Annotated in this window: 21 protein-coding genes; 12 read left to right on the forward strand and 9 right to left on the reverse strand. The window is 70.7% G+C overall.

The features are described from left to right. Positions 1–71: 71 nt before the first annotated feature. The 3 genes from SSP08S_RS33060 to SSP08S_RS56375 all read left to right on the forward strand — a co-directional run bounded on the left by SSP08S_RS33060 (position 72) and on the right by SSP08S_RS56375 (position 2504). On the forward strand, positions 72–410 hold the full coding sequence (locus SSP08S_RS33060; protein WP_019071951.1) for a thioredoxin family protein: 339 nt from the start codon (positions 72–74) through the stop codon (positions 408–410). 104 nt (positions 411–514) lie between these two features. Next, complete coding sequence (locus tag SSP08S_RS56370) at positions 515–1924, forward strand: diacylglycerol/lipid kinase family protein (protein WP_019071952.1); 1410 nt, start codon at positions 515–517, stop codon at positions 1922–1924. After that, complete coding sequence (locus SSP08S_RS56375; protein WP_043259852.1) at positions 1917–2504, forward strand: phosphatase PAP2 family protein; 588 nt, start codon at positions 1917–1919, stop codon at positions 2502–2504. Before SSP08S_RS56370 ends, SSP08S_RS56375 begins: the two co-directional genes overlap by 8 nt. Before the next feature lie 12 nt (positions 2505–2516). Here SSP08S_RS56375 and SSP08S_RS33075 read toward each other — a convergent pair whose 3' ends face one another. Continuing rightward, positions 2517–2894 (reverse strand): hypothetical protein, encoded by a 378-nt coding sequence (locus SSP08S_RS33075; RefSeq protein WP_026179037.1) that lies wholly within the window; start codon positions 2892–2894, stop codon positions 2517–2519. Positions 2895–3028: 134 nt separating this feature from the next. Here SSP08S_RS33075 and SSP08S_RS33085 point away from each other — a divergent pair, with 134 nt between their 5' ends. Continuing rightward, entirely contained in the window at positions 3029–3583 is a 555-nt protein-coding gene (locus SSP08S_RS33085; protein WP_019071956.1) for a GNAT family N-acetyltransferase, read from the forward strand. A gap of 471 nt (positions 3584–4054) precedes the next feature. Further along, positions 4055–5059: a chitinase gene (locus SSP08S_RS56380; protein ID WP_019071957.1), complete on the forward strand. Its 1005-nt coding sequence runs from the start codon at positions 4055–4057 to the stop codon at positions 5057–5059. 111 nt (positions 5060–5170) lie between these two features. On the opposite strand, the gene SSP08S_RS33095 is transcribed toward SSP08S_RS56380, so the two are convergent. Then, on the reverse strand, positions 5171–6793 hold the full coding sequence (locus SSP08S_RS33095; RefSeq protein ID WP_026179038.1) for a cellulose binding domain-containing protein: 1623 nt from the start codon (positions 6791–6793) through the stop codon (positions 5171–5173). Between the two features lie 300 nt (positions 6794–7093). After that, positions 7094–8209 carry an EstA family serine hydrolase gene (locus SSP08S_RS33100; RefSeq protein WP_026179039.1) on the reverse strand — a complete coding sequence of 372 codons (1116 nt, stop codon included), beginning with the start codon at positions 8207–8209 and terminating at the stop codon, positions 7094–7096. A gap of 134 nt (positions 8210–8343) precedes the next feature. Here SSP08S_RS33100 and SSP08S_RS33105 point away from each other — a divergent pair, with 134 nt between their 5' ends. Beyond that, a complete protein-coding gene (locus SSP08S_RS33105) occupies positions 8344–9225 on the forward strand; it encodes an AraC family transcriptional regulator (RefSeq protein ID WP_019071959.1) in 882 nt (293 codons plus the stop codon). 228 nt (positions 9226–9453) lie between these two features. Then, positions 9454–10689 (forward strand): MFS transporter, encoded by a 1236-nt coding sequence (locus SSP08S_RS33110; RefSeq protein ID WP_019071960.1) that lies wholly within the window; start codon positions 9454–9456, stop codon positions 10687–10689. Between the two features lie 104 nt (positions 10690–10793). Here SSP08S_RS33110 and SSP08S_RS33115 read toward each other — a convergent pair whose 3' ends face one another. Next, a complete protein-coding gene (locus tag SSP08S_RS33115) occupies positions 10794–12269 on the reverse strand; it encodes a sensor histidine kinase (RefSeq protein WP_019071961.1) in 1476 nt (491 codons plus the stop codon). After that, on the reverse strand, positions 12256–12936 hold the full coding sequence (locus SSP08S_RS33120; protein WP_019071962.1) for a response regulator transcription factor: 681 nt from the start codon (positions 12934–12936) through the stop codon (positions 12256–12258). The genes SSP08S_RS33115 and SSP08S_RS33120 overlap by 14 nt, the downstream gene beginning before the upstream one ends. Positions 12937–13064: 128 nt before the next feature. Between SSP08S_RS33120 and SSP08S_RS56385 the strand changes: the two genes are divergently transcribed. Further along, positions 13065–14621 (forward strand): glycosyltransferase family 39 protein, encoded by a 1557-nt coding sequence (locus SSP08S_RS56385; protein WP_051106032.1) that lies wholly within the window; start codon positions 13065–13067, stop codon positions 14619–14621. Positions 14622–14682: 61 nt separating this feature from the next. On the opposite strand, the gene SSP08S_RS33130 is transcribed toward SSP08S_RS56385, so the two are convergent. The 4 genes from SSP08S_RS33130 to SSP08S_RS33140 form a co-directional block, all read right to left on the reverse strand. Continuing rightward, complete coding sequence (locus tag SSP08S_RS33130) at positions 14683–16161, reverse strand: hypothetical protein (protein WP_026179040.1); 1479 nt, start codon at positions 16159–16161, stop codon at positions 14683–14685. A gap of 61 nt (positions 16162–16222) precedes the next feature. After that, a complete protein-coding gene (locus tag SSP08S_RS64275; protein WP_281176161.1) occupies positions 16223–16345 on the reverse strand; it encodes a hypothetical protein in 123 nt (40 codons plus the stop codon). Positions 16346–16370: 25 nt separating this feature from the next. After that, positions 16371–17456 (reverse strand): dipeptidase, encoded by a 1086-nt coding sequence (locus SSP08S_RS33135; RefSeq protein ID WP_019071964.1) that lies wholly within the window; start codon positions 17454–17456, stop codon positions 16371–16373. Further along, the gene (locus tag SSP08S_RS33140; protein WP_019071965.1) at positions 17453–18766 is read right to left on the reverse strand and encodes an amidohydrolase family protein; all 1314 of its coding nucleotides are present in this window, start codon (positions 18764–18766) and stop codon (positions 17453–17455) included. The genes SSP08S_RS33135 and SSP08S_RS33140 overlap by 4 nt, the downstream gene beginning before the upstream one ends. Positions 18767–18895: 129 nt before the next feature. Between SSP08S_RS33140 and SSP08S_RS33145 the strand changes: the two genes are divergently transcribed. The 4 genes from SSP08S_RS33145 to SSP08S_RS33160 all read left to right on the forward strand — a co-directional run bounded on the left by SSP08S_RS33145 (position 18896) and on the right by SSP08S_RS33160 (position 21847). Beyond that, entirely contained in the window at positions 18896–19657 is a 762-nt protein-coding gene (locus tag SSP08S_RS33145) for an IclR family transcriptional regulator (RefSeq protein ID WP_019071966.1), read from the forward strand. Beyond that, the gene (locus SSP08S_RS33150; protein WP_019071967.1) at positions 19654–20610 is read left to right on the forward strand and encodes an ornithine cyclodeaminase family protein; all 957 of its coding nucleotides are present in this window, start codon (positions 19654–19656) and stop codon (positions 20608–20610) included. Before SSP08S_RS33145 ends, SSP08S_RS33150 begins: the two co-directional genes overlap by 4 nt. Positions 20611–21023: 413 nt before the next feature. Continuing rightward, positions 21024–21515: a YbaB/EbfC family nucleoid-associated protein gene (locus tag SSP08S_RS33155; RefSeq protein ID WP_019071968.1), complete on the forward strand. Its 492-nt coding sequence runs from the start codon at positions 21024–21026 to the stop codon at positions 21513–21515. Next, positions 21512–21847 carry a hypothetical protein gene (locus SSP08S_RS33160; RefSeq protein WP_019071969.1) on the forward strand — a complete coding sequence of 112 codons (336 nt, stop codon included), beginning with the start codon at positions 21512–21514 and terminating at the stop codon, positions 21845–21847. The genes SSP08S_RS33155 and SSP08S_RS33160 overlap by 4 nt, the downstream gene beginning before the upstream one ends.

Consider the following 21847-nt stretch of genomic DNA (forward strand, 5'->3'; position numbering starts at 1 on the left):
CCGGGCAGGCCCGTCGCAACGTGCAAGGGATGATGAGGACGGAATGACGGAACGTGAGGTCAGGAGCTTTCATGGCGAAGAGGGTTCACCGACCCCGTGAGGACGCGGAGTTCGATTTCATCCTCAAGATGAGCGCAGTTCCCGTCCTCGCGTACTTCACCGGGACCTGGCCCAAGGCGATCGAGCCCTGCCGGGTGATGGACCTCGTCGTGGATGGCATCGCCGACGACTACACGGGCCGCCTGACGGCCGTCCGCGCCGACATCACACGTTGCCCAGCTGCGACCGAGCGATACGGGATCACCGGAGCCCCGTCCTACGTCCTGCTGAAGGAGAGAGAGGCGGTGGCGCAGGGTACGGGGCCCATGACCGTCGCCGAAGTACGGAAGTTCCTGGACGACCACCTTTGAGTGCCCGGGGTCGGCGGGACCCGGCCTGTAGTCTTGATCCACTCTGCGATGCATGTCGTCGAGGCTCGGTCGATCACCGACGGGGCCATGACCGGGAAGCGACATTGAACGAGACCGGAACGACGCGCGGGACGCAGCGCCACGGACCCGACACGGGTCTCGGCTCGGCGCGAGCCCTGGCCCGCCTCGCCCTGCTGTGCATCGCGGGAGCGGTGGCGGCAGTGGTGGCCGGCACCGACCATTGGATCATCCTGCTGCTGGGTCTGGCGGGCCTCGGACTGGCCGGCGCGGGCCTTTGGTGGGCGTTGGCGCACCGCGGATTCGCCCGGCTCCTCGGCGCCCTGCTGGCGATCACCGCACCCGTCGGCGTCCTGGTGCTGTACGCCGTGTCGGGCCTGTGGGTGGTCGCGGTGGTCGCCCTCGCGGCGTGGACGGCCGCGCTCGGCTGCGCGCGCAGTGCCCTGCGCCGGCTGCGCAAGCCGCACGGCATGCACACCCGCACGGTCCGCCCGCCCCGCCGGGCCGTGTTGATCATGAATCCGAAGTCGGGTGGCGGGAAGGTCGGGCGGTACGGACTAGTGGAGCGGGCCGAGGCACTGGGCGCGCGGGTGATCCTGCTCGACCTCGACACGGATCCGGATCCGGTGGAACTGGCCCGGCAGGCTGTCGCCGGGGGAGCGGACCTGCTCGGTGTGGCCGGCGGCGACGGCACCCAGGCCCTGGTGGCGGGAGTGGCCGCCGAACACGGTCTGCCGTTCATGGTCGTGACGGCCGGCACCCGCAACCACTTCGCCATGGACCTCGGTCTCGACCGGGACGACCCGGTGAGCAGCCTGGAGGCGCTCTCGGACGGTGTCGAACTCCGCGTCGACCTCGGAGACATCTCCGGCCGGCCGTTCGTCAACACCGCCTCGTTCGGCACGTACGCCCACATCGTGCAGAACCCCGACTACCGCGACGCCAAAGCGGTCACCGCGCTCGACCAGTTGCCGGACCTGCTGGCAGGTGAGGCGGCTGCCGAACTCAGCGCCCGGACCGACGAGGAGCGGCTGGAGGCCCCACAGGCGGTGCTGGTCAGCAACAACCCCTACGCGCGGGCCGACCCCCTGACCGGCGGCCGCAGGGAACGGCTCGACACGGGCGAGCTCGGCGTGATCGCGGTCCGGGTCGGGGGCGCCGTACAGGCCGCCGAACTGGCGCTGCTGGGGGAGCGGGCCAGCGGCATCACGGTCCTGACGTCCCGCAGCGTCGTCGTGGAGTCCGACGAGGAGACCATCCCGGTGGCCGTGGACGGCGAGGCACTCGTCCTGCCTCCGCCCGTCGTGTGCTCGATACGGCCCGGCGTGCTGCGCGTCCGCGTGCCACGGGAACGCCCCGGGGCACCGTACGTCGCACCGACCGTCGACTGGTACCGCGTCGTGCGCCTCGCCTTCGACCTGTCGCCGCACGCACGCGAGAGCCACGACCGAGCGACCTCCTCCCGCGACAACAACCAGGAGCAGAGCGATGATTGACCGTCGGACTCGGCAACAACGAGTACCGCAGGGCCTGTTGCGCGACCTCGCCAGCCTCGACCAGGCGCTCTACGAAGCCGTGACGGTCACCAGCACGCCGGCACTGGACTCGGCGCTGCGCCGACTGTCCGCGGCGGCCGACCACTCCAAGATCTCTCTCCTGATCGCCGCCACCCTTGCCCTGCGCCCAGGCCGCTCCCGCCGCGCCGCGGTGCTCGGCGTAGCGGCGATCGGCGTCGCCTCCACCACGGCCAACCTGCTCGGCAAGCGTCTTGTACGGCGGCCACGCCCGCACCGTGCCGAGGACTCGCCGTTCCCCGGCCGGCACGTCCCCATGCCGGCGTCCGCCTCGTTCCCCTCCGGCCACACCGCCTCGGCCGTCGCCTTCGCGGCGGCGGTCGGGCCCGCGTTCCCGGTGGTGACGGTCCCTCTCGGACTGCTGGCCTGTGCGGTGGGCTACTCGCGCGTCCATACCGGGGTGCACTACCCGGGCGACGTCGTCGCCGGCGCCGTACTCGGAACGGGCGCGGCCGCCGCTGTCCTGGCAGCTGCTGCGCACTGGGACGGTTCGGGCGGCTGATGTGTGCTGTCGTCACTCGATCCAACGGGCAGCGGCCTCGTAGGTGGAGTCCGGGGAGCTGTTGAACGCGATGGCCGCAGCGGGCGCGTGCCGCCGAATCAGGTTGACGATGAGCTCAAGGAGTTCGACCTGATCGTCCGAGTGCCGCAGGCCACCGCCGACGGTGACGCACTCCCACGGACGAGCTCGCAGCGCACTCCCGACGACCACCTCGACGTCGTCACTTCCATCAAGGCCGAACAGGCAGGTCTCCACACCCACACCGTGTTCGGCGAACTTGGTCAGCCCCGCCTCGATCGCCCTGGCCACCGGCTCAGGGTCCCACGGCCCGGGCACCCGATACGGATCAAGCCCGATGACGAGGACGCGCGGTGCAGCAGTGGTGTCCATGTTCGGACGATACGTGCCGGGCGAGATCTGCGATGCACTGGTCGAGTTCGCCCGCGTCGGCGGCGGGGCGTTGTGCGTGGACGAGGCCGTATAACCGTTTGCCGCAGGTCGTCCCGCTCGGATAGGAATCTCGCATGCTGAAGGGTGACAAGGTCGGGCTCAGGGCCCGGCACGAGGACGACATCCCGATCCTGCACTCGGAGCTCTACGACGACGTGGCCACCCAGGCACGGGCCAATGGTCGGCCGTGGCGGCCGGTCTCGCCGGGCTCGAAGAACTCGCAGTTCGCGGTCGACGACGAGGAGCGGGTGCATGAACCCTTCTCCGTGGTGGAGTTGGACTCCGGCACCCTGATCGGCAGCGCGGTGCTGTGGGGCATCGACGACCACAACCGGACCGCGCACATCGGCCTGGGCCTGCTGCCCTCTGCCCGTGGCAAGGGCTACAGCACCGACGTGGTCGCGGTGCTGTGCCACTACGGCTTCGTCGTCCGCGGCCTGCACCGGCTGCAGATCGAGACGCTGCCGGACAACGACGCGATGCTGCGCTCCGCCGAGCGCAACGGCTTCGTCCGCGAGGGGGTGCTGCGTTCGGCGGCCTGGGTGATGGGGGAGTTCGTCGACGAGGTGCTCCTCGGGCTCCTGGCCGAGGAATGGAAGCCGGACCCGAAGAACAGGACCGGTAGCTGACCACAAGGGTGCCCGACCGCGACCCCGACTCCCGTCCTGTCGCCCGGGAATGCACGGTGGGGCGGTGTGGTTGGAAGGACCGTGGGAGTGGAGGGGACAGTGTCCCCGGGCCTCACCTATTGCCTGCGGGGACGATCGTCCGGCTGAAGCCCCGCAGAGCACATCGCCGCGTAGGCGACCGCCCTCCATTCCCGCAACGAACAGACGCGGCCCCGAGTGCTTCGATCGCCTCGGGGCCGCGGTATGTCCTCTCCTCTTCCGCTTCCGCGACGAACTGACTTCTCCAACTGGCCATCGGCACAAGGGCGTAGCCCCTCGCCCGTTGTTGCCGCAGGGGTTGACGGGCGTATTGGTCTAGGCCTTAATGGCTTCAGCCTGTTCACATGAACGGAGAATGTTCATGAACATGAACAGGTGTGATTTCCTCTACCCCCCACCGGCGCACCGGGTGCGCCGCGTCTTGGAGGACTCATGCGTCGAAAGAGCAGCTACACACTGGCCGTTGCCGTGACCGCCGGCGCGGCGGTGGCAGCCGTCGTAGCCCCCTCGGCATCCGCGGCCCCGACAGCGGCGAACCCCGGACCCGGCTTCCCCGCCCGGTACTCGGCACCGTACGCCGAGACCTGGAACTCCCCGTCCGCCCTCGCCAACGCACGCAATGCCACCGGCCAGAAGTACTTCACCCTCGCCTTCGTCATCGCCGGAAGTGGCTGCAACGCGACCTTCAACGGCGACACGTCCATCACCGACTCCTCCTGGACCGCCGCCATCAATTCCACGAGGGCGGCCGGCGGCGACGTCATCGCCTCCTTCGGCGGCGCCTCCGGCACCGAACTGGGCGTCGCCTGTACCTCGGTGTCGACCCTCAAGGCCCAGTACAAGCGGGTCATCGACAGCCTCAACCTCACCCGTGTCGACCTCGACATCGAGGGCTCGACCCTCAACAACACGGCTGCCAACGACCGGCGCAACAAGGCCCTGGCACAGTTGCAGAGCGAGTACGCGACCGCGGGGCGCCGGCTCGACGTCCAGTACACCCTCCCGGTCAACCCGACCGGCCTGGAGCAGAACTCGATCAACCTGCTGAACAACGCCAAGAGCAACGCCCTGACGGTCAATCTGGTCAACATCATGACCATGGACTACGGCCCGGCCATGGACATGGGCAAGGCGGCCACCGACGCGGCGACCGCCCTGCACGACCAACTGGGCCGGATCTGGACGACCAAGAGTTCCGCGCAGCTGTGGGCCATGGAGGGGAACACCCCCATGATCGGCGTGAACGACACCACGGCCGAGGTGTTCAGCACCGCCAACGCCACCACGCTCGCCAACTTCGCAGCCAGCAAGGGCATTCAGGAGCTCTCCTTCTGGTCGCTGGGCCGGGACAAGGCCTGCGCCACCAATGGTCAGCTGTCCGACACCTGCAGCGGCACGTCGCAGAGCGCGTACCAGTTCACCCGCACGCTCCGCTGACCCGGCCCGGGCGATCCCTGGGGCCGGCGGAGTGCGGCGCACAGCGGCCCCAGGGATTGTGGGTGCTCGGTCACGCAAAGCGCCCGCGGGGGCGCAGGAGACCTCGAGGGCTCAGCCCGCGTAGGTCGCGAACAGTTTGGAGAACTGGTACGGGGTCTGCGGGATGTTCGTGCACTGGCTCAGGGCACCGGTGCAGGCGTTCCCGTCGCGGGTGACGTCCCAGAAGCCCAGCTCGCCGAGGTGGTTCTGCTTGGCGAAGGTGAGGACCTGCTGTGCGTCGGCGGCCGTGAAGACCTCACTGGCGGTGTCGTTCTGGCCGAGCATCGGGGTGAGGCCGACCGTCGCCCAGGTCTGGGCGGTGGTGAGGTTCGGCCACACCGAGGCGATCTGGGCGCGGGTCGAGGTCGCGGCCTGGATCGCGTACGTGCCCATCTTCCCGGACGGGCTGGGCGCGGCGCTGTCGCCGTAGTCCATGGCCATCAGGTTGACGGTGTCGACGTTCAGGTTGTGCGACTTGGCGGAGTTGAGGATGTAGACGCCGTCGGCGGTGAGACCGCTGGGCAGGACCGGGAGGGTGAGGGTGACCTTGAGGTCGCGGCCCTTGGCGCGCTGTGCGGCCTGGACGGCGGCCACGGCTGTCGAGCGCCGGTCGATCGAGGCGTGGTCGACCGCCGCGGCGCCCTCGATGTCGAAGTCCACACGGTCCAGGGCGTAGGCGTCCACGACCTTCTGGTACTGCGCCTGGAGCGCGGTCGTGCTGGTGCAGGCGAGGGCCAGTTCGGTGCCCGACGCGCCACCGAAGGACGGCCGTACGTCACCGCCCATCGCGCGCAGCGCGTCGAAGTCCGCCCGGTCCCAGGCCGCTCCCGGGTCGAAGGAGTTGAACCAGCTGGCGCTGCAGCCGGTCGACCCCGCGGTGATGAAGCCGAGCGAGAACTGCCGCAGCCCGGTGTTCGTGGCGATCTGCGTGAGGTTCGGCGTCGGGTAGGCGCCGAGGTCGACAAAGGGGGCCGCCACGCCGGGAGTTGTGCCGCTGCCCGCGGTCGCGGTGAGTGTCGCGGAGTGCGCCGACTGGTTGTTGGAGTCGTCGAGCGCGGTCACCGAGAAGCTGTGACTGCTGCCGGGGAGCAGGCCGATCACCGTGAACGTGGTGCCGGTGCCGGAGGTGGTGGCGATGACGTCGCTGCCCTCGTAGACGCGGTAGCCGACGACGCCGACGTTGTCGGTCGAGGCGCTCCAGCCCAGCGTCACGCTGCCGGGGCCGGTGGCCCGGACGGCGAGGCCGGTGGGAGTCGAGGGCGCGACGGTGTCGGCGGGGACGCCGGCGCAGGGGCCGTTGTTGATCAGACAGGCGCTCGGCGGGACGACCGAGCCGGTGTAGCTGAAGTCCATGCCGACGACGGGCGCGGAGTCACCGGGGGCGAGCGGGGCCTCCCAGGAGGGGGAGGTGATCGTGTACTGCGTACCGCTGTGGGTGACCGTGCCGTTCCACGAGCTGGTGACGGCCTCGGTGGCGGGCAGCGTGAAGGTGATGGTCCATGAACTGACCGTGTGGGTGGACTTGTTGGTGACCGTGTAGCCGCCCTCGAAGCCGGCACCCCAGGTGGAGGTGATGCCGAAGGAGGCGATCAGACCGGTGTTGTCGGCCGCGTGGGCGGCCGGGGCGGCGGTCGTGGCCAGGCCGCCGACCATCAGGGCGGCGGTCAATGCGGCGCGCAGCGACGCACGTCTCATGCGGATGCTCCTCCGTGGGGCGAGGCCGCGCACGGCGTCGCGCCGGTACGCGGAGTGCGGTGCCCTGCACGCCCGTCGCACGGTGGACAGGTGCGGGTGGGGAGGAGCCGTGCGACGCGATCAGGGCGGGGTGAGGCAGCGGAAATCCGTCGAACGGCGAGTCGTGAAGTTAATCGGAAACTTTCCTTACATCTGCCTGCGGTACGAAGCGTGGCTGCCCGCGTCGGCCTGCGTCAAGAGATCTGGGAAAGATTCGTCTAGACCAATTTCGGCCCCGGGGGCGGGAGTTGCCGCGGGCTGTCACCGCACCCCGCTGTAGGCAGCCATGATCATCTCCATGCCGCGGTTGTCCTCCTGCTGCTCCCGGTCGATCATCTGGTTCATCACGTAGGCCACCGTCATACGTGCATCAGGGTCACTCGCGACCAGCGAGCCGCCCCATCCGCCCCAACCGAACATGTCGCCGAACTTGCCGAAACCCACGGTCCAGGCCATCGGGGTCCGCAGCACCCTGTCCTCGCCGCGGAACATCTCCTGCCATGCGGGCTCGCAGCCCTGGGGCGACAGCAGCCGTACGCCACCGACGGAACCCCGGTTCGCCAGTACCGACTGGACGAGGGCGACGGACCGCGCGTTGCCGAAGCCGTTGACCGCGGGGATCTGTGCACGGCGCCAGGCCACGGAGTTGGCGTCCCTGACCCGGACCGCGACACCGTCGTACTCCCGACGTGTGCCGTCCGGTCCGGACGGTGCGCCGGCGACGTACTCGTCGGTCAGCGACGGCGGCGGGATGAGCGGTGCGACGCGGCGGTCGTCGTCGGCGGAGAGCCCGATGTGGAAGTCCGCGCCCAGCGGCTTGGCCACGTCCTCCGCGAAAAAATCGCCGAGGGAACGGCCGGTGATGCGGCGGACGATCTCACCGATCAGATACCCGAAGGTGAGCGCGTGGTACCCGGCGGCGGTTCCCGGTTCCCACTCGGGGGCCTGCGCGGCCAGCCCTGCCGTCACGCTCTGCCAGTCGTAGAGGTCCTCGACCGTCGTCGGCCCGGACAGGTCCGGCAGCCCCGCGGTATGGGACAGCACATGGCGTACCAGCAGACGCTCCTTGCCCGCCGCGGCGAACTCGGGCCAGTAGACGGCGACCGGCGCGGACAGATCGAGCCGGCCCTGGTCGGCCAGGACGAGCGCGCACAGGGCGGTCATGTTCTTGGTCGTCGAGTTCACGCCCGTGAGGGTGTCGCGCTCCCAGCCGACGGTGCGGTCCGCGTCGGCGTACCCGCCCCACAGGTCGACCACCGGTTCGCCGTCGAGGTAGACGGCGACCGAGGCGCCCACATCGTTCTTGCCGAGCGAGGCCGCGAGGGCCGCCTCGACCGCGGCGAACCGCGGTTCGCACATCCCCTTAACATCAGTCATGTGCGCCAGCCTCAGGCAACGCCGAGGCCACCCGCCCGACAATTCCCGCACGGCTTCTGTCGGGCCGGACGCGAAGAACTCACCTACACCTGAAGACAGCCCGGTCGTATCGGCAGAGAGAGGTACGGACACACGTGCTGGAGCGGCTGAACCAGGCGCTGGACCACCTGGAGGCCCGCCTCGACCGGGAGGTCGACGTGGCAGAGGCGGCCAGGATCGCCGCGGTGTCGGAGTACCACTTCCGCCGGTTGTTCTCCGCCCTCGCCGGGATGCCGCTCCCGGTCTATGTGCGGCGCCGGCGGATGACGCTCGCCGCCGCCGAGGTGCTGGACGGGCAACGCACGCTGCTCGATGTCGCGGTGCGGTACGGCTACGGCTCGGGTGAGGCGTTCGCCCGGGCGTTCCGGTCGGTGCACGGCATCGGTCCGGGCGAGGCCCGGCGCACGGGCGCACTGCTCACGGCACAGCCGCGCATGTCCTTCCGCGTCGTCGTCGAAGGAAGTACGACGATGCGCTACCGGATCGTGGAGAAGGAGGCGTTCCGGATCGTCGGCAGGAAGGCGCGGGTCCCGCTGGTGCACGAGGGGCTCAACGAGGTCGCCGCGGCGCACCTGAAGAGCCTGGACGAGCGGGCGGTCGTACGGATGAAGGAGCTGTCCGACCGGGAACCCGAGGGGATCGTGTCGGCAGCGGTGTATCTGACCGACAGTCGGGAGGAGGGGGCCGAGGCCGACTACTGGATCGGCGCGGTCACCGGCCCGGAAACCGCCGTCGAGGAACTCGAGGCCCTCGACGTGCCGGCCGGGACCTGGGCGGTCTTCGACAACGACGGGCCCTATCCGAGCGCGCTCCAGGCACTGTGGCGCGACGTGTTCACACAGTGGTTCCCCTCCAACCCGTACACGAGCAGGCCAGGTCCGGAACTCATGCGGACGCGGCCGGTGGAGATCGGCGAAGAGACCCACTCCCAGCTGTGGATCCCGATCGAGCGGAGCAGCGGCAACGCCGGTGCGTGAACACTGGTTTGACGACGGGCGGGGATGCTCCGGCTCGGCTTGACCTCACGGCTGGGCGAGCGGCGCCCTGAGCGCTCGTAGACTCTTCATGCCCCCAGGGGCGCATCGGGCAACGGCGACCGAGGCGACAGGTCACAGAAACAGGGCGAACCGGACGCATCACGGTCCTGCCCTCTTCCCCCCCGCATCCGCACGCACACCGCAGCCCGTGAAAGGTACTCGCGCCCCATGCCACTGGCCCTGCTGGCCCTTGCCCTCGTCGCGTTCGGTATCGGTACGACCGAGTTCGCCACCATGGGACTGCTGCCCCAGATCGCCGACGGCGTCGGCGTGTCCGTGCCGCACGCCGGCAACCTCGTCTCCGCCTACGCGCTCGGTGTCGTCGTCGGGGCGCCCGTCCTGACCGGCATCGGCGCGCGCATCGCCCACAAACGGCTCCTGCTCCTGCTCTCCGCGATGTTCGTGATCGGCAACGTCGCCTCCGCTCTTGCTCCGAACTTCGGCCTGCTGTTCGCCGCACGGTTCCTGGCGGGCCTGCCCCACGGAGCACTGTTCGGCGTAGGGGCCGTCGTGGCTTCCCGGCTGGTCGCCCCCGAACGAGCCGGGCGGGCCGTGTCGAGGATGTTCCTCGGGCTCACCGTCGCCAACATCGTCGGCGTCCCGGCCGGCACCGCCCTCGGGCAGCACCTCGGCTGGCGGTACGCCTACTGCGGCGTCGCCGTCATCGGCCTTGTCGCGCTCGCGGCGCTGGCCGCCTTCGTTCCCCATCAGCCGCGCGGCAACCAGGCTGGCATCCGGCACGAACTGCGGGCGATGGGCAACCGGCAGGTCGCCCTCGGCCTGGCCACCGCCGTCGTGGGATTCGGCGGCTTCTTCGCCGTCTACAGCTACCTGGTGCCGATCCTGACCCACGTGACCGGCCTCGCCGACTCCTCCACCACCTGGGTCCTCGCGCTCTACGGCATCGGCATGACGCTGGGCACACTGATCGCGGGTCCGCTCAGCGACCGTGCCCTGCGCCCGACGTTGTACGGGGGCCTCTTCCTGCTCGGCTCGACGCTCCTGGCGTTCTACTTCACCGTGCACAGCACCGTCCCCGCCCTGGTGACCCTCGTGTTCATGGGCGCGATGGGCGCCCTGGTCACCACCCCCGTGCAGATGCTGCTCATGGCCAAGGCGAAGAACGCCCCGACGATGGCCGCGGCCTCCAACCACTCCGCCTTCAACCTGGCCAACGCGGGCGGAGCCTGGCTCGGCGGTCTGGCCATTTCCGCCGGCTGGGGCTGGGCCTCACCGGCACTGGTCGGGGCGACGCTCGCCGCAGCCGGGCTCGGCCTCGCCCTCTTCGCAGGCTTCACGGACCGTGACACCGGCAGCTCCGCACTGATCACTTCGTCACGGACCAGAACCCCGTCGGAGCCGTTGCCGACGACGTCCCGAACGGGGACCAGCAGGGACGCCTGAAGGGAAACCCGTCAGCTGTGACGGCGGTTCGACCGGTGTGATCCCCACACCGAGCCGCCCCTGCTGACCGCTGTGGCTTCGAAGGGCTGCCGCGGTGTAGCGCGTCATTTCTCGGCCGGGGTGGAGACTCGGGGGAGGCGCAGCTGGAAGCACGCGCCGAGCGTCCGCGGGGTGAGGGTGAGGGTGCCTCGGTGGCGGTGGGCCAGGTCGCGGGCGATGGCGAGGCCCAGGCCGGTTCCGCCGTGGTCGCGGGAGCGGGCGTCGTCGAGCCGTACGAAGCGTTCGAAGATGCGCTCGGCGTCCTCGGTGGGCACGCCCGGTCCGTCGTCGTGCACGGTGAGGACGATCCAGTCGTCCTCGTTTCGGATGGTGATCTGGATGCGGTGCACGGCGTGGCGGGCGGCGTTGTCGATGAGGTTGCGCAGCAGCCGTTCGTATGCGTCGGGGTTTCCGTGTGCGTGTGCGGGGGCGGTGCTGTCGCAGGTGAGGGTCAACGGTCGTTCGGTGAGGGGGTATTGCTCGGTCAGCTGAGAGGCGAGGGCTGTCAGGTCGACGGTTTCGGGACTGGTCGTGGGGGTGTGGGTGTCGAGGCGGGCGAGGAGGAGCAGGTCTTCGGCGAGGGCTTGGAGGCGGCGGGTCTGTCGTGCGGCGGTGGTGGCCGCGGCGGGCCAGTCGGTGCGCTCCGGGTAGGCGAGCGCGACTTCCAGGCTGGCCAGCAGTGTGGTGAGGGGGCTGCGCAGTTCGTGGGCGGCGTCCGCGACGAAGCGGCGTTGCCGGGCGGCGGCGTCGTCGAGGCGTTGGAGGGTGGCGTTGATGGTGGTGGCCAGGGCGGTGATCTCGTGTCCCGTGGCGGGGACGGTGACACGTTCACGGGGGTCGCTCGCGGTGACCGAGGCGGTGAGGACGCGGATGGCCTCGACCGGCCGCAGCGCGATGCGGACGGCGAAGTAGGTGGTGGCGGCGATGAGGACGAGGCCGACGAGCCCGGCCCGCAGCAGCAGGAGGTCGGTGGTCCTGGCGATCGCCTCGGCCGTTCTCGGGAGCACCACCACATAGACCCGCAGGTGGGCATCAGCGGTGACGCCCAGAGCGGCGGCCTTGTCCCTGCCGAGTCCATCAGCGCCGACATCGGCGAACATGACCGTGTAGGTCTTGCCCGCCAGGTCGAATCTGTCCCTGATGTTGGAGTCGCGCACTGGTATGCGGAGGGGGAGGATCGTCAGGCTTCCGGGCGCCCTGGTCTGCGTTGGGGTGGGCAGCACATGGCGGGTGCCGGGATCGAGGGCTTCCATGCCTCCGCCGTAGGTGACAGCGGTACGTCGGCCGGTCGCGACGACCTCGTACGGCAGCAGGGTGCCTCTGCTAGCGGGAACCACACCCCCGTTCAGCTGGTCGACGAGGGCCCACACCTGCTGCTCGGCCTGTCCTTCGGCGATCCTCCTGCCCTGGCCGTAGACGTCGTGGTGCATCCACCAGCCGATGCCGACCAGGATGACGGCGGCGGTCGAGGCGGCGGCCAGGGCCGTGCGGGCTCGTACCGAACGCGGCCACCAGCGGCGCCGTGGCTCAGTCGCGTTCACGGTCGTCCACCAGCCGGTATCCGGTACCCCGTACGGTCTGCAGGGACTGCCGGCCGAACGCGGCGTCCACCTTCTTGCGCAGTGCGCTGACGCGCGCCTCCACCAGGTTGGGATCCAGCGCCTCGTCGGGCCACGCGTGATAGAGCAGATCCGATTTGGAGACCGCCTGGCCCGCCCGGCGGGCCAGCAGCTCCAGCACGGCGAACTCCCTGGGCGTGAGTTCGACCCGCGCCCCGGCCCGGCGGCAGACCCGGCCGGCGACATCCAACGAGAGGTCGCCCACGGCGAGGACGGGCGGGGCGACCGCGGCGGCTCGTCTGACCAGGGCCCGCAGTCGTGCGACGAGCACCAGATAGGAGAAGGGTTTGGCCAGGTAGTCGTCGGCCCCGGTGTCCAGGGCCTCCGCCTGGTCCCAGTCCCCGTCCTTGGCGGTGAGTACCAGGATGGGGGTCGCGTTGCCCTCGCGGCGCAACTGGGCGCAGACCTTGTAGCCGTTGAGTCCGGGCAGCATCAAGTCCAGGACGACCAGGGCGTATTCGCCGGTCCTGGCCATCCACAGACCCTGGCGGCCGTCATGGGCGAGGTCGACGCTGTAGCCCTCGGCGGTCAGACCGGTGTGCAGGGTGTGGGCAAGGTCCACCTCGTCTTCGACCACCAGGATGCGCATGCGGTGCAGCCTCGCACAGCGCCGGACCGACTTCCTGATCGGCCGGTCAGGTTGGGTCAGCATCCGGTCAACGAGGTCCCGGCACGCTGGCGGAACGTCTTCGCCACTGCTGAAAGGCCCTGTCGCCGATGTCCCTTGATGAACGTGCCCCCGCCGAGGCCAGGACGGTTTCCCCCGTAACCGCCCGTCGACAAACAGCGGGCCCGGCCAAAGCCGTTGTCGTGATCGTGCCCTTGTCGCTGACGATCGCTCTGGGGCTCTGGGGTATCCGCCGGGAGAACACCATGTGGGGCGACGAGTCCGTCACCTATCAGCTCGCGCACCGCGATCTTTCGCAGATATGGCTCACCGCCCAGCACGTCGATCTGGTCCACGCCCTCTACTACGCCGTGATGCATGAGATCTTCGGTCTCTTCGGCGGCGGGCTGCTGACGTTGCGGCTGCCGTCCGTACTGGCAATGTCCGTGGCGGCGAGTGGAGTCGGGCTTCTGGCGCTACGCCTGGCGGGGCCCCGGGCCGGGCTGCTGGCCGGGCTGGTGTTTCCACTCCTTCCCCAGGTGCAGAAGTACGCGCAGGAAGGCCGCTCGTACGCCATGGTCTGTGCCCTCGTCACCTGGGCCACCTACATGCTCGTGGCCGGCGTCTCGCATCGCGCCCGGTGGCGGTGGGCGGTCTACGGCACCACGATGCTGTTGGCTTGTCTGCTCCACGAGTTCGCGGTCCTCGCCCTGGTCGCACACGGCGTCACCCTGGTCGCCTCCCGTGTCCCGCGACCGGTGCTGAGGGCATGGAGTACGGCCGCCGCGGGCGTTGTGGCCGGGCTGTTGCCGCTCGCGGTCAGGAGTGCGGGGCAGTCGGGGCAGGTGGCCTGGATCGGCGGACCCGTGCGGCTTCGTTATTTCCTGATCGTGGCGGTCGTGGGCGTGGCGTGTGCCCGGGCGACCCTGGGCGTGAGGGGGCCCGTGCGGCTTTCCGCGCTGGCTGTGCCGATACTTGTGCTTCCGGGCCTTCTGCTGCTGATCGCCTCACTGGTCAAGCCCCTTTTCGTCGACCGGTATGTCCTCTACAGCAATATCGGGATCGCTCTGCTGCTGGGCGCCTGGATGGACTACTTCCACCGCCGGCAGCGGTCTCCCCGCAACGCGTGGATCGCGGCAATCGCCGTACTGGCCGCGCTCGTCCCGACGAGCCTGTCGCTGAGGACGCCCCAGAGCCGGAGCAATGACGCCACCGCCGTCGGCGCCGCCGTACGCAAGGAAGGCCGTCCCGGCGACGGGCTCCTCTACTTCTCCGGCCAGTACCGGGCCTGGACCGCGACCGACCCCGCGGACACCCGCTTCCTGACAGATCTGGCCCTGGCACAGGACCCCGTCTCGTCGAACACGCTGTCAGGTGTCGAGCTTCCCGCCCGCGAGATCGCGGCACGCATCCTGGAATTCGACCGGATCGTCGCGGTCCGCAACCCGGCGGGTGCGCACTCGCCGGCCGACCTGCGGGACGAAGCGAAGGCAAGCACCTTGCGGCGCCACTTCCGCGAGGACGGAACAACTCGGGTCGGCGGAGCGCGAGTCACCGTCTACGTCCGAGAACACGACCAGGCTCCGACGGCTGGTCCTGGGTCCAAGAGCCCCGAAGCGAGCGGTGGCGTAGGCGGGCGATCAGCACAGGGTGTGGTGATCCGTTGAGGGACCGCCTACTGGTGGCGGAGACACGCAGTGCCGCGAGGATCAAGGACTGTCGGCACCTTCACGACGCCTGGGACGCGCGCCGCCGACGCCGGAACAGGGCCACCAGAACCGCGACGACCACGGCTCCCGCGGCCCAGAGGCCGGGGTTCTGGAAAGGCAGGGCAGGGCCGCTGAAAGGCAGGGCGGGCGACGCTTCGAGCGGGATGTCGGCGGTGTCGTTCCCTGGGGTGCGGTCGTAGGGGTTGTACGTCCGGACGGTGCCCCGCGCGCCGGGCACCTGCCGGTCGATGCGGATGTGGAACTCGACGGCGGTCGTACCCCCTTCGTGCCGCACATAGCTGAAGTCCTCGGTACCGATGTCGCAGACGAATGCCCCGCCGGGCTTCTCCGGCCGCTCGCACGCCCACTTGCCGCCCGAGTCCTCGAAGACGAACGGGATGGAGGTGACGGTGGTTCCCTCCGGTGGGACCACCTCGAAGCCCCCCGGTGCCTCGGAGCCGGTCAACCGGCCGGGGCCGTGGTCGCGCAGCCCGAGCCGTACCGTCACGGTGCTGCCGACCCGGCCGCGGACGGTTGCCGTCACCGGCTCGTAGTCGGCCTGCACGGTGGTCTCGGCGCTGACGCCGCTGCTCACGCCGGTGAGGCCGCGATCGGCTGTCGTGGTCAGGGTCAAGGTGGCACCCGTGCCGCGTACGGAGAGACCGTCGGGCTTCTCGGGCTCGGACGACCAGTTGTAGGACAGCGAGCCCGTCAGCCTCCCCGGAGCGGCGGTGTAGCCGATCGGGGAACTGGTGCGGTACGCGGTACCCGGTGCGGCCTTCGTGGGGAACGTGCACCATGCCGAGGTGAACGCGATATTGAAGTAGCAGTTGTCGGGGTGCGAGGTCACCAGCAGACCGTCCTGCGCGGTGATGTGCAGGGCGACGCCCCGCTCAGTGGTGAACCGGCTGTGGTTGGCGAACCTGGGGGTCAGCGGCACGGACTTCCCCGGCGTCAGCCCCTTCACCGCTTGTTCCTCCTTGGGGGAGTGCAGCGTGGGACCGCCCACGGTCATGCGGGTGATGCCGGTCACCGGGGCCGCGTTGTCGGCCGTGGCGGTGTACGTCACTGTCCCGCTGTCGCCGGGCTCGACGCCGTTCTCGCCGTGGAGGGTGAAGGGGGCGTTGGCCTCCCCGTCGCCGTTCTGCACGTCGCCGTACTCGCAGGTGAACACCGGGCCGTCGCCGGTGCAGTTCCCGTAGCCGCCCTTCCCCGCCCGGGCGATGCCCGCCAGCCCCGACGTGTCCACGACGACCTTGACGTTGCGGGCCGGGCCGCCGTCGCCGGCCGTGACGGCGACGGGCACGGCGAAGTCGTCGTTCGTGGCCTCGGCGCCTTCGTCCGCGTTGTACATGTGGAAGGTTGACGGGGCGTGGAGCTGAAGCGCGACCTCGTGGGAGTCGTCGGCCGCCGCGGGCACCGAGACGGTGGCGAGGACGGCGACGAGACCTGCCGCCAGGAGGGCCGGGCGTCTGACGGTCCGTATCCGTTCAAGCATGCGGACACTATGTCAGCGGGTATCGACGGCGATTGCCGCCAGGTTGGGGAGGCGCTCCGGCTCACGCCTCGATCAGGATCGAGCGGGGTGCCCCGCCGAGGCGGAGGCCGCCGCCGGTCGGGCCGGAACTCCCCCGCAGGGGAGCGCGGGGTGTGGTGGGCCCGCCGGAATTCGCCGATGTCATACGGTCGCCGGTGGCGAGCGGACCCTCAGGACGACCAGACGCGATCCGCGTAGTCGAGGAAGTTGCGGCCGAGGATCTTCTCGATGCGTCCGGAGCGGTAGCCGCGCTTCTCCAGGAGGCGGATCAGGTCGCGGAACTGGTCGACGCCGCGCAGGTCCACGACGAAGGGGTAGGTGTCGGCCCGTTCGCCCGCCGCGCCGACCCCGGCCGCCCGGCGGGCGGCGACGTGGTCGGCGAGAGCCGCACGGTAGGCGTCGAGGTCGTCCACGGCGGTGACGCTGCCGTCGGTGCCGATACCGACGTGGTCCTCGCCGCAGACGTCGACCGCGTGCACGATGTGGTCGACGACGTCGGCGGCGGTGGCGTGGCCGGTCGGGTTGAGGAAGGGCATGAAGTAGATGCCGACGAAGCCACCCCGGTCGGCGACCAGGCGGAGTTCCTCGTCCGTCTTGTTGCGCGGGAGGTCGGTCAGGGCACGGCAGCCGGTGTGGTTGATCGACACGGGCTGCCGGGAGTGCCGGGCCGCGTCCAGGCAGGTGTTCTCCCCGCTGTGGGAGAGGTCGACCATCAGGTGGTGGTCGTTGAGGGCCTCGACGACCCGGCGGCCGAACGGGGTCAGGCCCCGGTTGGCGGTGGCCATGGAGCCGTCGCCGAGGTGGTTGGCCTGGTTGTACGTGAGCTGGACGACCCGCACACCGGCCTCCGCGAACGCGGCGACGCGGCTGTCGACGAGGTCGAGGTCCTCGCCGACGGCGACGGCGTTCTGGAAGCCGTAGATGACACCGATCCGCCGCTCGCGGTGGGCGCGCCGAATGTCGCCGGCCGTACGCACCTTGAGCAGGTCGGCCGGGTGTGCGTCGAGGATTCCGTCCCAGACCGCGATCTCGTCCAGCGTGTGCTCGTACGGCGGCAGGTCGCCCATGGTGTAGCCGAGGGTGATGTTGACGGCGGTCAGGCCGGAGGCGCCGGCCTCGGCGATCGCGCGGGCGTCGACGGCGAGTTGGGCGCTGGCGGGGTTGAGCTGCGTGGCGGCGGCCTTGGCGGCGGGGGTGTTGGGGTTGTCGAGCTGCCCCAGCGCGTTGACGATCATCGGGCGGGCGACGGCGGTCACTTGGCGTCCTTCTCGAAGTCGGCGCGGTCGAAGCGGCGGCCCCGCTTCACGGTGAGGGTGATGGTGCGCAGGTTGGCGATGTCCCGCAGCGGGTCCTCCTCCAGGACCGCGAAGTTCGCGAGCTTTCCGGCTTCGACACTGCCCATGTCCGCCTCGGTGCCTGCGGCCCTGGCGCCGACCAGGGTCGCCGAGCGCAGGACGTCCGCGGCGGGGATGCCGCAACGGTCGACGAGAAAGGCGAGTTCGCCGTAGAGGGCGGGGAACGGGTCGTCGGGGCCGGTCTCGAAATCCGTGCCGGTGCAGACGCCGACTCCGGCGCGGTGTGCCTGGGCGGTGACCGCGGCGGCCAACTCGGTGTTGCGGCGGGCCCGTTCGACCGACTCGGTGGTGTCGCCGCGGAGTTCGTCGCTGGTCCACATGGACGCGGTCGCGTCGAGGACGGTGCCGCGGCGGCTCATCTCGGCGAAGAGCGCGGCCAGTTGAGGGTCGTCGCCCGTGGCGAAACGGTCGTAATCCACCGGGGGTTTGGTCTTGTAGCTGCTCAGCGGCTCGGCGGGGTTCTCGAAGGCGAGCAGGGTGACGTGGGAGACGCTGTCCACGCCCGCGGCGACGACCTCGCCGGGCGCGGCAGGGAAGACGGTGGCGTGTGCCCAGACGGCGATGCCCTGGCGGTGCGCCTCGGCGGTGATGGCGGCGACGGTCGCGACGTCCAGATCGGCGTAGATCTTGATCGCGGCGGCGTGGGTGCCACGGGCCAGGGCGACGGCGATGGTCAGGTCGGTGTCGGGGGTGACGGCCTGCATCCAGGGGACGGCGCCGGGCGTGGCGCCCCGGGAGACCTCGTGGGTGCGCGGGTCGTCGAAGAAGGAGGGGCCGGCCATGAGCGCCGCGTAGCGGATGTCGGGGCCGGGGATTTCGCCGACCAGGGTGGCCCGGGCCAGGTCGCCGATCTGCCGCAGGTCGTCGGCCATGTCACGGACGGCGGTGACCCCGCTGTGCACCAGGCGCCGTAGCACTCCTTCGGCGACGGGCCGGTCGGGCGGGGTGGCCAGGTGCTGGTGGGTGTCGATCAGGCCGGGGACCACGAACCTGCCGTCGAGGTCGACGCGGGGCGCGTCGGCCGCGAGCGGGGGCAACGGGTCGCCGTCGCCGACGACGGCATGGATCCGGGCGCCGTCCGTGACGATCGTGGTGTCCGTACGGAGTTGGTCGCCGGTGCCGTCGAAGAGGGTGGCGCCGCGGTAGACCGTCACGGTTCCGGCGGGCGGTGCGGCCCAGGGGGTCGGGGCACCCGGGGGCAGATCGCTCATGGTCACCTTCAGGACGAGAGGTCGTAAGCCGTCATGTTGTTACGCTCTCTGTAACAACTGTATCGTTTGATGAAACGCGGATACTGTACCCCGTGGTCGCACCGCGGACGAGAGGGATGAACCGCCGCCATGCCCGTCGCACCCCGTACCCCGGCGCCGCCCAGGTCGGCCGTGGACAAGGCGCTCGACCTGGTCGAGGCCGTCTCGCGCGCACCGCACCCGGTGCGGCTGACCGATCTGGCCGCCGAGGTGGGCCTGCACCGCGCCACCGCCTACCGGATCCTGCTGGACCTGGTCCGGCGCGGCTGGGTGCTGCGGGCCGGTGACCGCTATCTGCCCGGCGCCGCCGTGCTCCGGATGTCCGCCTCGGCGGCGGGCAACTCGCTGACCGCGCTGGCCCGTCCGGTGCTGGAACGGCTGTCCGCCGCGACCTCGATGATGGTCAACCTCCAAGTGCTGGAGGAGGGCGGCGCCAGGGTCATCGACGTGGTCAGGCCCGAACGGCTCGCCATGATCAGCCACTTGCGGGGCGAACTGCTGCCGGTGGGGCGGTTCGCCGGGCCACTTGCCCTGGTCGCCGCCCTTGAACCGGACGCCAGGGCAAGGTGGTTGGACGGACTCGGCGATGAAGCCGTGCACGTGGCACGGGAGTTGGCCGAGGCGGAACGGACCGGAGTCGCCGTAGAGCGCGGACGTAACGACAAGCTGGTGGCCTCCGTCAGCCGGGCGGTGGTGCCCGACCCCGGCGCCCCGGTGTGCGCACTGACGGTCGTAGGACCGGACACCGAGTTCGACGGGCCGGAACTGGCCTTGGTGGAGCGGGAGTTGCGCGCGGCGACGGACGAGTTGGGGACGGCCCTGACCGCCGGCACGGCGGAGGCCGGCCGGTGAGCGGCCTGCTCGTGCTGGACCGCCGGCAGACGGCCGCCGCGCTGCGGCCCGACGCCGTCCTCGACGCGGTGGGCCGGGCCCTGGTCTCCATCGCCCGCGACGAGGTCTCCGTCCCGCCGCGGATCGCCGCCCTGACCCCGATGGGTCTGCTGGGCGCGATGCCCGGTTACGTTCCCGGGCTCGGGCTGGCCGCGAAGCTGGTGACCGTGACCGCCGATCCACGACACCCCGGACGCGGATTCCATCGGGGGCTGGTGGCCCTGTTCGACGAACACGACGGGCGGGCGCTGGCGCTCGTGGACGGTGAGTCGCTGACCGAGGTCCGCACGGCGGCGGTCGCCACGCGGAGCGCGCTGGCCCTGGCCGTCCGCCCCGGTCTCGGCCGGGTGGCGGTGGTGGGAACAGGCGCCCAGGCCCGCGCCCAACTCGCGCTGATCGCGACGGTGTTGCCGGAGGCCGAGGTGACGGTGGCCGGCCGCGATCCGGAACGGGCCGGCGCGGCGGCCGCGCTGCATCCCGGCGCGCGGGTCGCCGCCGGAGTCGAGGAGGCCGTACGCGAGGCCGATGTCGTGTTCTGCTGCACCGGCGCCACCGCACCCGTCGTCCGACGCGAGTGGCTCGCTCCCGGCGTCCATGTCTCCTCGGTCGGCGGCTCCCACGGACCCGAACTGGACCCCGGCACCGTCCGGGACGCGGCCCTGTTCGCCGAGTGGACCGGCGCGGCCACGGCGCCCCCACCGGCAGGCGCCCACGAACTCCAGGACCTCGCCCCCGGCCGGCCGGTGACCCTCCTCGGGTCCGTCCTCGACGGCGGCCATCCGGGCCGCGGCGGTGACACCGACGCCCTCACCGTCTTCAAGTCCACCGGCCACGCCGCCCTCGACGTCGCGGCGGTCCGGGTCGCCTACGACGTGGCGCTCGAACAGGGCTGGGGAGTACGCGTGGACCTGTGAGGGACGGGGACCCCGCTCAAGGAACAGCGGGCCATCGCCTTCCGGCGGTCGGGCCGTCGCCGGACCTTCCGCCGCGGGTGCGCCGCTGCTTCAAGTCGCCCTGGTGCAGGGGAAGTTAATCCGGATGCGGTCTTCATCCATTGCACGTCATGTGCCGTTGGGACGGACGTCAACCAGCCCGGCCATGATCGGACGTCTGCGGGCCCGAGCCGCGCGCGTCCTGTCCCAGGGCGGGTGAAGCGGGCCCCCGGGTGCGTACGGACGGGACCTCCGGTGCGCGCCGACGTGACTGCCGCCGGTACATGTCCGTGCCACCGACGCGGGCCCCCGGCCGGTACGGGCGGCCCGGCGTTCGCGTCGGTCCCCGCCGTGCTCACCTCCGGTGAGTTGAGTACGAGGAAGATGGAGGCCGCATGACCCAGGAGCCCGAGTCCGGCCCGGACGGTTACGCGGAACAGCTGGAGCGACGCTTAGCCCGGGCCAGAACCGAACTGGCGGCAGCCGAGCAGGACGCGGCCCGCGCGGAAGCCGACATGGGTGACTTCTCGTCGGCCACGGTCTCCAAGGACGGCTCCGTCGAGGTCACCGTCGGACCCCGGGGCGAACTGAGCGACCTGCGGTTCCTGGGGTCCAAGTTCCGCGAGATGTCGAGCGCGGAACTTGGCGCGGCGATCATCGAGGCGGTCGAGGCGGGCCGCGCGCAGGCACGGCGCGAGGCGGCCCGCCGCTTCCGGCCGCTCGACACCCCCGGCCCGCAGGTGCCCGAACTCGCCGGACTCGACATCGACTGGGCGCGTTTCGTGGGCCCGTCCGCCCCTGCCCGGAGCAACTCCACCAGGTCCGCCGCACGCAGCCGGCTGCACGACGAGATCGCCGACGACGAAGAGGGCGGAGGCACCCGATGACCGGCCCGTCCTACACATCGAGCCCCGAGGCCATCCTGGGCGGCACCCGCGTGATCAAGGACCTCGGCAGCTACGCCAACGACGTCGGTGCGTCGGCCCACGCCGCCTTGGCCGACGTCAGCTGGACCGGCGACGACAGTTACGGGAAACAGCTGCGGAAGGAGTTCGTCCAGACCCGCGACTCCGTCCTCGCCACCATCGACGCCATCGCCGCCGGCATCTCGGCCGTGGGGGACGGCACGCTCGACAACCTCCGCGCGATCCGCAGCAACCAGGGCGGGATCATCGACGCCATCCACGAGCAACAAGGGCGGACCGGGAGCCGACCGTAA

Source organism: Streptomyces hokutonensis, from assembly GCF_000376565.1.
Classification (GTDB): domain Bacteria; phylum Actinomycetota; class Actinomycetes; order Streptomycetales; family Streptomycetaceae; genus Streptomyces; species Streptomyces hokutonensis.